The organism is Streptomyces uncialis (assembly GCF_036250755.1).
GTDB classification, from domain to species: Bacteria; Actinomycetota; Actinomycetes; order Streptomycetales; family Streptomycetaceae; genus Streptomyces; species Streptomyces uncialis.
Window position 1 is genome coordinate 7,835,726 of record NZ_CP109583.1, and the last position, 14,208, is coordinate 7,849,933.

Sequence of the window (14,208 nt, forward strand, 5' to 3'; positions counted from 1 at the left end):
GTAACCGCCCTTTCCCCGCCCGGACCCGGCGATCATGGCGGTCCGACCATCCGCTGATCGGATACAGTCCGCGCGTGCCCGAATCGCAAACCCCGACCACCAACCCCGTACGGAACTCCCACTGTTCGCACTGCGGAGCTCCCTACGACGCCGGAAACACCGGCTGGCCCCGAACCTGCGTCCCGTGCGGCGGCACCGCCTACGGGAACCCGCTGCCCGTGGCGATCGTCCTCCAGCCGGTCTACGACGCCTCGGGCTCCGCCCTGATCGTCATCACCCGGACCGTGCCACCCGCGCGCGGTGGCCTCGCCCTGCCCGGCGGCCACGTCGACCACAACGAGGACTGGCGGAACGCCCTCGTCCGCGAGCTCAAGGAAGAGACCGGCATCGACGCCGCCAGCCGTGACGTGCGGATCGTCGACGCCCTGAGCTCGGCCGACGGATACCTGCTCCTCCTCGGGGCCCTTCCGGACCGCCCCGTGGCCGAGCTGCCCCCCTCGACCGCCACCGACGAGACGGAGGGCTGGGAACTCCTGCGCCGCCCCCAGGAGATGGCCTTCCCCCTGCACACCTTGGCCGTCCACGCCTGGTTCGAGGGCCGCTACCACTGACCCCCGGCCGCACCCACCGGCCCGGACGACGGCGTCCGGGCCACCGGCACGGCGACCCGCCCCGGCCCCGCGTCACACCTCACGCAGCCGCACCGGGTACCCCACCGGCCCACCGCCCTCCCGCTCCACCACCACCCGGCCGTCCCGCACCCGGGTGGTGAACCGCTGCACCTCCGGCACGTCCCAGCCGTCACCCGGGTCGGCCACCACGAGCCCCCCTCCCGCGCGCCCGCGCGCGGGAGGCCACACCTCCAACTCCACACCCCCGTCCGCGCCCCGGACCGGCAGCACGGCCCCCGCACGCACCAGCACCGGCACCCGGGACAACGGCGCGTCCACCAGCGCCTGCCCCGGCCCCGAGAACCCCGCACCGGTGACCGCGTCGTACCAGAGCCCCTTCGGCAGCCGCACCGCCCGCCGGTCGGCACCCGGCTCCAGCACCGGCGCCACCAGCAACGCGTCACCCAGCAGGAACGCGTCCTCGCACTCCCGCGCCGCCCGGTCCTCCGGAGCACCCCACCACAAGGGACGCACATAGGGCGCCCCCGTACGTGACGCCAGCCGCGCCAGCGTCACGAAGTACGGCGACAGCCGCCGCCGCTCCAGCAACGCCTCCCGCGCGTGCCCCAGCACCTGGGGCCCGAACTCCCACGGCTCCCGGCGGCCCGCCCACGACGCCGAACGCGTCCGGAACAACGGCATGTACGCACCCAGCTGGAGCCACCGCAGATACAGCTCCGGCGACGGATCACCCGTCGACCCGCCCACATCGGGACCCGAGTACGGCACCCCGCACAACCCCGTCCCGATCACCAGCGACAGGGACGCCCGCAGCCCCGCCCACCCTGTCGCCACATCCCCCGACCAGGTCCCCCCGTAGCGCTGGAGCCCCGCCCACCCCGACCGCGAGAACAGGAACGGCCGCTCGCCCGGCCGCGACCGCAGCAGCCCCTCGTACCCCGCCCGCGCCATGCCCAACGCGTACACGTTGTGGGCCTCCCGGTGGTCACCGCCACGGCCCTCCAGCGCGTGCCGCGCCGAACGCGGCAGCGTCGCCTCCCCGAACGCCACGAACGCGACCGGCTCGTTCCTGTCGTGCCAGAACCCCGCGAACCCCCGGGCCGGCCGTTCCCCGTACCACCCGCCCCACCACGCGCGCACCCGCGCGTCCGTGAAGTCCGGGTACACCGACTCACCCGCCCACCCCGTGCCCGTCACCGGACGCCCCGCACCGTCCCGCACGAACACGTCCGCCGCCCGCCCCGACTCATGGACCGCGTTCCCGGGCTCCGCCTTCACCGCCGGATCGACGATCGACACCAGCCGCACCCCGTCGTCCGCCAGATCCCGCGCCAGCCCCTCCACATCGGGGAACCGCGCCTCGTCCACGGTGAAGACCCGACGCCCGTCCAGATGGTCGACGCCGAGATGCACCGCGTCCAGCGGAAGCCCCCGGCTCCGGTACCCCGCCACCACCCGCCGCACCTCCTCGGCGCCGCCGGACCCCGGAGTCGCGTGATGATGCCCCAGCGCCCACGACGGAGGCACCGCCGGAGCACCCGTCAACGACACCCACGCGTGCAGCACGCGCGCGGGGGACCCCACCACCACCCAGCACCGCAGCGGCCCCCCGTCGGCCCGCAGCTCCGACGCCCCCGCCCGGTCGTGCCCCGACCCCGCGCCCTCCTCGCCCTCCCGCAGACGCACGGTCCCGTCCCATGTCGTGTCATGGAAGACGAGATGGGTACCCGCGTCGGCCACCACCCACTGCACCGGCATCGTCAGATGCGGCGGATCGTCACCCGGACCGGACGAACCCCCCGGATCGCTGTTCCACAGCCGGTACACACCACCCCTCAGCCGCGGCCCGCCGGCCCGCCCCCCGAGCCCGAAGAACCGCGCGTCCGCGGCCACCTCCGAGCGCTGCACCCACCGCGCCCCGCCCTCGCCCGCCACCGGCTCCCACCAGCGCGGCGGCAGATCCCGCCGCAGCACCACCCCGCCCGGGGTACGCACCTCGACCGCGCCGCTCCGCGATACCGCGAGCGTGACCCGCTCCGACACGACCCGCCAGCCACCGTCCTTGTCCGGCTCCAGCATCGCCCGGGGATCGGCCTCCGGAGCCGCCCCCGACAGCGCGTACGACGGCTGCGGCCCCACCCCGTCCCACCCCCAGAACACCGCCCCCGTCGTCGTCACCAGGATGCGCAGATCCGACCGCGCGAACCGGATCACCCCACCGCCCGGCCCCGACTCGACCCCCGTCACCCCACCCGGCACCCGGGCCCGCTCGGCCCCCCGGACCGTCAGCCCCACCGCGTCCGTCCGCTGCCTGCGCAGCGCCGCCCGCAGCGCCCGCAACCCCCGCGCCGGACCCACCGAACCGACCGTCTTCACCGAACGCCACAGGTCACGACCATCCATACCGATCAGCCTGCCACCGCCGCCCCGGGCCACGCGCCGCGTTCAACTGTCGTTCACCCCCGGCACCGGCAGTTCCCCACGACCCGGCCACACCCGACCGCACGACCCTGGTGCCGGAGTCGATCACATGGCATCGTCCCCCTCAGCCGCCGACGCGCGCAGCACCCCCCCGTGCGTCGAAGACGCCCACGACGCACCCACCAGGGGAGCACCCTCCATGTCCTCAGCGAACCCCGAGCCGCTCTGGCGACCCGACCAGCACACCATCGACCACGCGCGCGTGACCCGCTTCCAGACCTGGGCCGCCGAACACCACGGCGCCCCACGGGACGGCGGCTACCCGGCCCTGCACCAGTGGTCCGTCGACGAACTCGACACGTTCTGGCAGGCCGTCGCCGAGTGGTTCGACATCCGCTTCTCGACGCCCTACGCGCGCGTGCTCGGCGACCGCCACATGCCCGGCGCCGAATGGTTCCCCGGCGCCACCCTCAACTACGCCGAACACGCCCTGCGCGCCGCCGCCGACCGACCCGGCGAACCGGCACTGCTCCACGTCGACGAGACCCACGACCCCACCCCCGTCACCTGGGCCGAACTGCGCCGCCAGGTCGGCTCCCTCGCCGCCGCGCTCCGTGACCTCGGCGTCCGCCCCGGCGACCGCGTCAGCGGCTACCTGCCCAACATCCCCGAGGCCGTCGTCGCCTTCCTCGCCACCGCCGCCGTCGGCGCCGTCTGGACCTCCTGCGCCCCGGACTTCGGCGCACGCGGCGTCCTCGACCGCTTCCAGCAGGTCGAACCCGTCGTCCTGTTCACCGTCGACGGCTACCGCTACGGAGGCAAGGAGCACGACCGCACCGGCACCGTCGCCGAACTCCGCGCCGCCCTGCCCACCGTGCGCGCCGTGGTCCACGTCCCCCTCCTCGGCACCCCCGCCCCCGAGGGCACCCTGGAATGGTCCGCGCTCACCGCCGGCGACACCGAGCCGGTTTTCGAGCAGGTCCCCTTCGGCCACCCCCTGTGGGTGCTCTACTCCTCCGGCACCACGGGACTGCCCAAGGCGATCGTCCAGTCCCAGGGCGGCATCCTCCTGGAACACTGCAAACAGCTCGCGCTCCATTGCGACCTGGGCCCCGAGGACCGCTTCTTCTGGTACACGTCCACCGGCTGGATGATGTGGAACTTCCTCGTCTCCGGCCTGCTCACCGGCACCACGATCGTCCTCTACGACGGCAGCCCCGGGTACCCCGACACCGGCGCCCAGTGGCGGGTGGCCGAACGTACCGGAGCCACCCTCTTCGGCACCTCCGCCGCCTACGTCATGGCCTGCCACAAGGCGGACATCCACCCCGCCCGCGACTTCGACCTCAGCCGGGTCCACTGCGTCGCCACCACCGGCTCCCCCCTGCCCCCCGACGGATTCCGCTGGCTGCGCGACCAGTTCACCGACCGCCCCGGCGGCCTGTGGATCGCCTCCGTCAGCGGCGGCACGGACGTCTGCTCCTGCTTCGCCGGCGCCGTCCGCACCCTGCCGGTCCACATCGGAGAACTCCAGGCCGCCTGCCTCGGCACCGACCTCCAGGCCTGGGACCCCCAGGGCGCACCCCTCACCGGCGAGGTCGGCGAACTCGTCGTCACCCAGCCCATGCCCTCCATGCCCACCCGCTTCTGGAACGACCCCGACGGCCACCGCTACCACGACAGCTACTTCGACACCTACCCGGGGATCTGGCGGCACGGCGACTGGATCACCGTCACCTCCCACGGCTCCGTCGTCATCCACGGCCGCTCCGACTCCACCCTGAACCGCCAGGGCGTCCGGATGGGCTCCGCCGACATCTACGAGGCCGTCGAACGCCTCCCCGAGATCCGCGAATCCCTCGTCCTCGGCGTCGAACAGCCCGACGGCGGGTACTGGATGCCGCTCTTCGTCCACCTCACCGCCGGCGCCACCCTCGACGACGAGCTGCGCACCCGCATCCGGCGGACCATCCGCGAGAACCTCTCACCCCGTCATGTCCCCGACGAGATCCTCGACGTACCCGCCGTGCCCCACACCCTGACCGGCAAACGCCTGGAGGTCCCCGTCAAACGACTCCTCCAGGGCACCCCGCTCGACAAAGCGGTCAACCCCGGCTCCGTCGACCGGATCGAACTCCTCCAGTTCTACGTCGACCTCGCCCGCCGACGGACCTGACCCCACCGGCCCGGGAGCTCCGGACCACCCGGCCCGGAGCTCCGGCCGCCCCACCGACCGCACCCCCCCCGCCGCCCGTCCCCGGGCCCCGTTGTCAGTGCCCCCGGTTACGGTGAGTGAGCATCGATGACTGTGCAACAGGGGGAACGATGACGCACACCCAGCACCACCGGACCGTCCGCGACCAGCTCCACCACGAGATCGCGGGCACCATCGGCCTGCTCGCCGACGAAGCGGACTTCACGGCCATGCGCCGCTACCGCACCTTCACCTTCGACGACCACGACACCTACCTCGATCAGATCGAAGCCGTCCTGCGTACCCGCACCGACCAGGGCCGGCACACCACCCTCACCCTCTTCGACCCCGACCAGTACGCCGCCTACTGCACCCGCCACGGGATCGAACCCGACGCCCGCGCCTCCCGCACCCGCTTCACCGCCGAACTCGCCGCCACCGGCCCCACCGTCCCCTACGAGGGACAGCCCCTCGCCGAACTGCTCCCCGACCTCGTCGACGAGGCCGCCCGCCAGGCCACCTGGGAGTACGCCACCCATGTGCTCGCCCGGGCGGGGGAGTGCGCCTCCTGCGGCGAGGACATCGGCCGGGCCTCCTTCGTCCGCGCGTCCGACCTGCTCCTGCGCATCCTGCGCGCCGCCCGCCCCGGCTCCCACCACCTGGTGTGCAGCGTCGACACCCCCGCCGAACCCCTCCTCGGCACCCTCACCGCCCACAGCGACGAAACCGGCATCACCGAGATCGACGAGACCGAGGCCGTCGAACTCGCCACGGTCCTCGCCGCCGGTCTCGCGGCCGGCAGCCCCGGCGGCCTCGTCATGCGCACCACCACCCTCGACCACGACGACCGGGTGCACGGCTGGCGCCTCAGCGGCGACGGCCTCGCACCCCTCACCGCGGCCGAGGTCTTCGACGCCTACTGCACCGACGCCCTCACCGGCGAACTCGTCTCACCCGAGTCGGGCGTCGACTACTGCGCCCCGCCCGACATCGACGGAATCGCCCCCGGCACCGACGAACACCACCACTGACCGGCCGGGCCGTCGCCCCGACAAGGCACGACAGCCCAAGGGGCGCCCCGCCGCGGCGGAGCGCCCCGGGCCCGGCTCCCGCACGACTACTCGCCGGACAACACCGCCCGCGCGGCGCTCCGCGCGTCCTCGGCCGTGTCCGCGGCACGGGCCGCCGACGCCGCGCGCTCGCACTGCGCCAGCGTGTATGTGGCCAGCGCCGCCCGCACATACGGGATCGACGCCGCACCCATCGACAAGGACGTGACCCCCAGCCCCGTCAGCACACACGCCAGCAACGGATCGGACGCCGCCTCACCGCACACCCCGCAACTCTTGCCCTCCGCCTTCGCCCCCTCGGCCGACAGCGCGACCAGGTCGAGCAACGCGGGCTGCCAGGGGTCCTGCAACCGGGCCACCGCCCCCACCTGGCGGTCCGCCGCGAAGGTGTACTGCGCCAGATCGTTCGTCCCCAGCGAAAGGAACTCCACCTCCTGAAGGATCGAACGCGCCCGCAGGGCCGCCGACGGGATCTCCACCATCGCCCCGAACTTCGCCCGCAGCCCCGCCGCACGGCACGCGTCCGCGAACGCCTTGGCGTCGACGCGGTCCGCCACCATCGGCGCCATCACCTCCAGATACACCGGAAGCCCCTCCGCGGCCTTCGCCAGCGCGGTCAGCTGGGTCCGCAGCACCTCCGGATGCTCCAGCAAGGACCGCAGCCCCCGCACACCCAGCGCGGGGTTCGGCTCATCGGCCGGCGTCAGGAAGGCCAGCGGCTTGTCGGCCCCCGCGTCCAGCACCCGGACGACGACCCGACCCTCCGGAAACGCCTCCAGCACCTGCCGGTACGCCACGATCTGCTTCTCCTGCGACGGCGCCTCGGCGCTGTCGTCGAGGAACAGGAACTCCGTACGGAACAGCCCCACCCCTTCCGCACCGGCCTCGACCGCGGCCGGGACATCCGCCGGACCCCCGATATTGGCCAGCAGCGGCACCTTGTGACCGTCGGACGTGGCCCCCGGACCGGTGGAGGCCGACAGCGCCGCCCGCCGCTCGGCCGCCGCGGCCTCCATCACGGCCCGCTTCTCGGCACCGGGGTCCACGAAGACCTCACCCGTGCTGCCGTCCACCGCGACCACGGTGCCCTCGGTGATCTCGCCCGCCCCGGGCAGCGCCACCACGGCGGGGACCCCGAGCGCCCGTGCCAGGATCGCGCTGTGGCTGGTCGGCCCGCCCTCCTCGGTCACGAAGCCGAGCACCAGGGACGGATCGAGCAGGGCGGTGTCCGCCGGTGCGAGATCCCGCGCGATGAGCACATACGGCTCGTCGCTGTCCGGCACGCCCGGCATCGGCACCCCCAGCAGCCGCGCGACGATACGGTTGCGCACATCGTCCAGGTCCGCGACCCGCCCGGCCAGATACTCACCGGCCCCGGCGAGCAGCGCGCGGTACGAGGCGAACGCGTCGTACACCGCGCGTTCGGCGCTGCTGCCGACCACGATCCGCCGTTCCACATCGGCGATCAGCTCCGGGTCCTGCGCCATGAGGGCCTGTGCTTCGAGCACCGCCTGGGCCTCCCCGCCGGCGAGGTTGCCGCGTGCGATCAGATCGGCGGCCACCGCTTCCACGGCCTGACGGGCCCGCCCCTGCTCGCGCTCCGCCTCCTCGGCGGGGATCTGCTTCGCGGGCGGTTCGAGGACCGCCGTCCCCATGTGCCGTACCTCGCCGATCGCCACACCGTGGCTCACGCCGACGCCTCGCAGCGTTGTCTCCATCTCACCGTCTCCGCTAGGTGCGGCGGGCCCTCCCGCCGGGATGATTGCCTGCCGTCGGTCTGACGGCACCCTGTGCTACTGCCAGTCGAAGAGCACGTCGCCCACCTTGACGTCCCCGCTCTCCGTGATGTCCGACAGCGAGTCCACCGTCGCCTCCAGCGCCACCACCGGACAGATCGGTGACTTCCCGGCGGCCTCGACCGCTACGGGGTCCCAGCGGATCACGGCCTGCCCGCGCTGCACGGTGTCCCCCTTGTTCACCAGCAGCTCGAAACCCTGACCGTTGAGCTGCACGGTGTCGATACCGAGATGGGTGAGCACACCGTGCCCGTCGCCGTCGACCACCACGAACGCGTGCGGATGCAGGGACACGACGACACCGGAGACGGGGGACACCGCCTCGGCGGGGACACGGTCGGGATCGATCGCCGTCCCCGGCCCCACCATCGCGCCGGAGAAGACGGGGTCCGGCACCTCGGTCAGTCCGATGGCACGGCCGGACACAGGGGCTGTCACGCTGGTCATGGGCAAGCCTCCCAGGCTGGGAATCACCGGGCCGTCACTGTCTGTCCAGGAACGGCGCACTGTTCAGCAGGGTAAGTCATGAAAAGTCCGGGTTCCGCATGAGAGCTCCCGGTTGGCGGAGCTGGAGGCCGGTGCACTGCTGATTTGCGCCTGCTGTCAAGCCCCCTGTACAGTCGTACTCCTGCCCGCAGCCGACCGCCTCTTCAGGCGCTTGTGTCAGGGCAGTCTCTATGAGAGTTCGATTCCCTTTCTTCGGATTCCCTTTCGCATGTCTGCGAGATGCGGGTCGGGGAGCGGAAAAAGACCTGGTAGAGTTTGAAACACCGAAGGGAAGCGCCCGGAGGAAAGCCTGAGCCGAATGGCTGGGGTGAGTACGAAGGAAGCGTCCGTTCCTTGAGAACTCAACAGCGTGCCAAAAGTCAACGCCAGATATGTTGATTACCCCGTTCCTTGCCGGACTTGTTCCGGTGGGGGCGAGGTTCCTTTGAAATACAACACAGCGAGGATGCTGTGGACGAGTTCGGGACTATTCCTCCCGGCTTGTTCCGCTCCCGTGGTGGTTGACCCGATTACGGGTACACATTCACGGAGAGTTTGATCCTGGCTCAGGACGAACGCTGGCGGCGTGCTTAACACATGCAAGTCGAACGATGAACCACTTCGGTGGGGATTAGTGGCGAACGGGTGAGTAACACGTGGGCAATCTGCCCTGCACTCTGGGACAAGCCCTGGAAACGGGGTCTAATACCGGATACGACCTGCCCTCGCATGGGGGTGGGTGGAAAGCTCCGGCGGTGCAGGATGAGCCCGCGGCCTATCAGCTTGTTGGTGAGGTAGTGGCTCACCAAGGCGACGACGGGTAGCCGGCCTGAGAGGGCGACCGGCCACACTGGGACTGAGACACGGCCCAGACTCCTACGGGAGGCAGCAGTGGGGAATATTGCACAATGGGCGAAAGCCTGATGCAGCGACGCCGCGTGAGGGATGACGGCCTTCGGGTTGTAAACCTCTTTCAGCAGGGAAGAAGCGAAAGTGACGGTACCTGCAGAAGAAGCGCCGGCTAACTACGTGCCAGCAGCCGCGGTAATACGTAGGGCGCGAGCGTTGTCCGGAATTATTGGGCGTAAAGAGCTCGTAGGCGGCTTGTCACGTCGATTGTGAAAGCCCGGGGCTTAACCCCGGGTCTGCAGGCGATACGGGCAGGCTAGAGTTCGGTAGGGGAGATCGGAATTCCTGGTGTAGCGGTGAAATGCGCAGATATCAGGAGGAACACCGGTGGCGAAGGCGGATCTCTGGGCCGATACTGACGCTGAGGAGCGAAAGCGTGGGGAGCGAACAGGATTAGATACCCTGGTAGTCCACGCCGTAAACGGTGGGCACTAGGTGTGGGCAACATTCCACGTTGTCCGTGCCGCAGCTAACGCATTAAGTGCCCCGCCTGGGGAGTACGGCCGCAAGGCTAAAACTCAAAGGAATTGACGGGGGCCCGCACAAGCGGCGGAGCATGTGGCTTAATTCGACGCAACGCGAAGAACCTTACCAAGGCTTGACATACACCGGAAAGCATCAGAGATGGTGCCCCCCTTGTGGTCGGTGTACAGGTGGTGCATGGCTGTCGTCAGCTCGTGTCGTGAGATGTTGGGTTAAGTCCCGCAACGAGCGCAACCCTTGTCCCGTGTTGCCAGCAACGGTTTCGGCCGGTTGGGGACTCACGGGAGACCGCCGGGGTCAACTCGGAGGAAGGTGGGGACGACGTCAAGTCATCATGCCCCTTATGTCTTGGGCTGCACACGTGCTACAATGGCCGGTACAATGAGCTGCGATACCGCGAGGTGGAGCGAATCTCAAAAAGCCGGTCTCAGTTCGGATTGGGGTCTGCAACTCGACCCCATGAAGTCGGAGTCGCTAGTAATCGCAGATCAGCATTGCTGCGGTGAATACGTTCCCGGGCCTTGTACACACCGCCCGTCACGTCATGAAAGTCGGTAACACCCGAAGCCGGTGGCCCAACCCCCTTGTGGGGAGGGAGCTGTCGAAGGTGGGACTGGCGATTAGGACGAAGTCGTAACAAGGTAGCCGTACCGGAAGGTGCGGCTGGATCACCTCCTTTCTAAGGAGCACTTCTCGGCTGCCGGGCTTGCCTGGTGGTCCAGAGGCCAGTTCATCGGCGAATGTCCGGTGCTGGTTGCTCATGGGTGGAACGTTGACTATTCGGTCCGGTTTCCGGGTCGGAGGCTTGCAAGTACTGTCCTTCACTTGTGGAGGGCGTGGAAAGCATGATCTCCGGGCGGGGTCGGGTCGGGCGCGCTGTTGGGTGTCTGAGGGCACGGCCGTACTGGTTTGTGTCTTCGGTTGCCGGCCCCGGTGAAAGTCTGCTTCGGCGGGCTGTGACGGGTGGTTGGTCGTTGTTTGAGAACTGCACAGTGGACGCGAGCATCTGTGGCCAAGTTTTTAAGGGCGCACGGTGGATGCCTTGGTACCAGGAACCGATGAAGGACGTGGGAGGCCACGATAGTCCCCGGGGAGCCGTCAACCAGGCTTTGATCCGGGGGTTTCCGAATGGGGAAACCCGGCAGTCGTCATGGGCTGTCACCCATGCCTGAACACATAGGGCATGTGGAGGGAACGCGGGGAAGTGAAACATCTCAGTACCCGCAGGAAGAGAAAACAACCGTGATTCCGGGAGTAGTGGCGAGCGAAACCGGATGAGGCTAAACCCTGTATGTGTGAGACCCGGCAGGGGTTGCATGCAGGGGGTTGTGGGATCTCTTTGGATCGGTCTGCCGGCCGGTCGGCGAGTTATAAACCGTTGGTGTAGGCGAAGGGCATGCGAAAGGCCCGGCGTAGAGGGTAAGACCCCCGTAGCTGAAACGTCAACGGCTCGTTGGAAGAGACACCCAAGTAGCACGGGGCCCGAGAAATCCCGTGTGAATCTGGCGGGACCACCCGCTAAGCCTAAATATTCCCTGGTGACCGATAGCGGATAGTACCGTGAGGGAATGGTGAAAAGTACCCCGGGAGGGGAGTGAAATAGTACCTGAAACCGTGTGCCTACAAGCCGTGGGAGCGTCGCATGCAAGCTTGCTTGCATGTCGTGACTGCGTGCCTTTTGAAGAATGAGCCTGCGAGTTTGCGGTGTGTTGCGAGGTTAACCCGTGTGGGGAAGCCGTAGCGAAAGCGAGTCCGAACAGGGCGATATAGTAGCGCGCTCAAGACCCGAAGCGGAGTGATCTAGCCATGGGCAGGTTGAAGCGGCTGTAAGAGGTCGTGGAGGACCGAACCCACCAGGGTTGAAAACCTGGGGGATGACCTGTGGTTAGGGGTGAAAGGCCAATCAAACTCCGTGATAGCTGGTTCTCCCCGAAATGCATTTAGGTGCAGCGTCGTGTGTTTCTTGCCGGAGGTAGAGCACTGGATAGGCGATGGGCCCTACCGGGTTACTGACCTTAGCCAAACTCCGAATGCCGGTAAGTGAGAGCGCGGCAGTGAGACTGTGGGGGATAAGCTCCATGGTCGAGAGGGAAACAGCCCAGAGCATCGACTAAGGCCCCTAAGCGTACGCTAAGTGGGAAAGGATGTGGAGTCGCACAGACAACCAGGAGGTTGGCTTAGAAGCAGCCACCCTTGAAAGAGTGCGTAATAGCTCACTGGTCTAGTGATTCCGCGCCGACAATGTAGCGGGGCTCAAGCGTACCGCCGAAGTCGTGTCATTGCAGCATGAGGGCCAACGCCCGCTGTGATGGGTAGGGGAGCGTCGTGTGCCGGGTGAAGCCGCGCCGTAAGGCAGTGGTGGACGGTTCACGAGTGAGAATGCAGGCATGAGTAGCGATACACACGTGGGAAACGTGTGCGCCGATTGACTAAGGGTTCCTGGGTCAAGCTGATCTGCCCAGGGTAAGTCGGGACCTAAGGCGAGGCCGACAGGCGTAGTCGATGGATAACCGGTTGATATTCCGGTACCCGCTGTGAAGCGTCAAACATCGAATCAGGCGATGCTAAGCCCGTGAAGCCGTTCCGGACCCTTCGGGGAAAGGAAAGTGGTGGAGCCGGTGACCCGGACTTGTAGTAGGTGAGTGATGGGGTGACGCAGGAAGGTAGTCCATCCCGGGCGGTGGTTGTCCCGGGGTAAGGGTGTAGGCCGAGTGGCAGGTAAATCCGCCGCTCATCAAGGCTGAGACCTGATGCCGAGCCGATTGTGGTGAAGTGGATGATCCTATGCTGTCGAGAAAAGCCTCTAGCGAGTTTCATGGCGGCCCGTACCCTAAACCGACTCAGGTGGTCAGGTAGAGAATACCGAGGCGTTCGGGTGAACTATGGTTAAGGAACTCGGCAAAATGCCCCCGTAACTTCGGGAGAAGGGGGGCCATTTCTGGTGATAGCACTTGCTGCTTGAGCTGGGGGTGGCCGCAGAGACCAGCGAGAAGCGACTGTTTACTAAAAACACAGGTCCGTGCGAAGCCGTAAGGCGATGTATACGGACTGACGCCTGCCCGGTGCTGGAACGTTAAGGGGACCGGTTAGCTCACTTTCGGGTGGGCGAGGCTGAGAACTTAAGCGCCAGTAAACGGCGGTGGTAACTATAACCATCCTAAGGTAGCGAAATTCCTTGTCGGGTAAGTTCCGACCTGCACGAATGGCGTAACGACTTCTCGACTGTCTCAACCATAGGCCCGGTGAAATTGCACTACGAGTAAAGATGCTCGTTTCGCGCAGCAGGACGGAAAGACCCCGGGACCTTTACTATAGTTTGATATTGGTGTTCGGTTCGGCTTGTGTAGGATAGGTGGGAGACTTTGAAGCGGCCACGCCAGTGGTTGTGGAGTCGCTGTTGAAATACCACTCTGGTCGTGCTGGATGTCTAACCTGGGTCCGTGATCCGGATCAGGGACAGTGTCTGATGGGTAGTTTAACTGGGGCGGTTGCCTCCTAAAGAGTAACGGAGGCGCCCAAAGGTTCCCTCAGCCTGGTTGGTAATCAGGTGTTGAGTGTAAGTGCACAAGGGAGCTTGACTGTGAGACCGACGGGTCGAGCAGGGACGAAAGTCGGGACTAGTGATCCGGCGGTGGCTTGTGGAAGCGCCGTCGCTCAACGGATAAAAGGTACCCCGGGGATAACAGGCTGATCTTCCCCAAGAGTCCATATCGACGGGATGGTTTGGCACCTCGATGTCGGCTCGTCGCATCCTGGGGCTGGAGTCGGTCCCAAGGGTTGGGCTGTTCGCCCATTAAAGCGGTACGCGAGCTGGGTTTAGAACGTCGTGAGACAGTTCGGTCCCTATCCGCTGCGCGCGCAGGAGTCTTGAGAAGGGCTGTCCCTAGTACGAGAGGACCGGGACGGACGAACCTCTGGTGTGCCAGTTGTCCTGCCAAGGGCATGGCTGGTTGGCTACGTTCGGGAGGGATAACCGCTGAAAGCATCTAAGCGGGAAGCCTGCTTCGAGATGAGGACTCCCACCCACTTGATGGGGTAAGGCTCCCAGTAGACGACTGGGTTGATAGGCCAGATATGGAAGCCGGGTGACCGGTGGAGTTGACTGGTACTAATAGGCCGAGGGCTTGTCCTCAGTTGCTCGCGTCCACTGTGTTGGTTCTGAAACCACGAACAACCAACACCCCCCTGCCCCGACCCAAATCTTGGGTTGTGTGGGC

General features: G+C 67.4%; 6 protein-coding genes and 2 rRNA genes. 5 read left to right on the plus strand and 3 right to left on the minus strand.

The genetic code is table 11. From position 1 onward, the window contains the following. Positions 1-74: 74 nt before the first annotated feature. The gene (locus OG711_RS32790; protein ID WP_073791762.1) at positions 75-611 is read left to right on the plus strand and encodes an NUDIX domain-containing protein; all 537 of its coding nucleotides are present in this window, start codon (positions 75-77) and stop codon (positions 609-611) included. 72 nt (positions 612-683) lie between these two features. On the opposite strand, the gene OG711_RS32795 is transcribed toward OG711_RS32790, so the two are convergent. Then, positions 684-3,035 carry a glycoside hydrolase family 31 protein gene (locus tag OG711_RS32795; protein WP_329562167.1) on the minus strand — a complete coding sequence of 784 codons (2,352 nt, stop codon included), beginning with the start codon at positions 3,033-3,035 and terminating at the stop codon, positions 684-686. 217 nt (positions 3,036-3,252) lie between these two features. Between OG711_RS32795 and OG711_RS32800 the strand changes: the two genes are divergently transcribed. Beyond that, a complete protein-coding gene (locus OG711_RS32800) occupies positions 3,253-5,229 on the plus strand; it encodes an acetoacetate--CoA ligase (protein WP_329562168.1) in 1,977 nt (658 codons plus the stop codon). Between the two features lie 149 nt (positions 5,230-5,378). Continuing rightward, positions 5,379-6,278, plus strand: a complete 900-nt coding sequence (locus tag OG711_RS32805; protein ID WP_329562169.1) for a hypothetical protein — start codon at positions 5,379-5,381, stop codon at positions 6,276-6,278. 86 nt (positions 6,279-6,364) lie between these two features. Here OG711_RS32805 and ptsP read toward each other — a convergent pair whose 3' ends face one another. Both ptsP and OG711_RS32815 read right to left on the minus strand, forming a co-directional pair. After that, positions 6,365-8,035, minus strand: a complete 1,671-nt coding sequence (gene ptsP / locus OG711_RS32810; protein WP_266513024.1) for a phosphoenolpyruvate--protein phosphotransferase — start codon at positions 8,033-8,035, stop codon at positions 6,365-6,367. Positions 8,036-8,110: 75 nt separating this feature from the next. Then, positions 8,111-8,560 carry a PTS sugar transporter subunit IIA gene (locus OG711_RS32815; RefSeq protein WP_073791752.1) on the minus strand — a complete coding sequence of 150 codons (450 nt, stop codon included), beginning with the start codon at positions 8,558-8,560 and terminating at the stop codon, positions 8,111-8,113. A gap of 582 nt (positions 8,561-9,142) precedes the next feature. On the opposite strand from OG711_RS32815, the gene OG711_RS32820 reads away from it, so the two are divergent. Together OG711_RS32820 and OG711_RS32825 are read left to right on the plus strand one after the other, a co-directional pair. After that, positions 9,143-10,670: ribosomal RNA gene (locus tag OG711_RS32820) — 16S ribosomal RNA — on the plus strand. Positions 10,671-11,001: 331 nt separating this feature from the next. Beyond that, positions 11,002-14,123, plus strand: a 23S ribosomal RNA gene (locus OG711_RS32825). Together the 16S and 23S rRNA genes form the textbook arrangement of a ribosomal RNA operon. Positions 14,124-14,208: the final 85 nt, after the last annotated feature.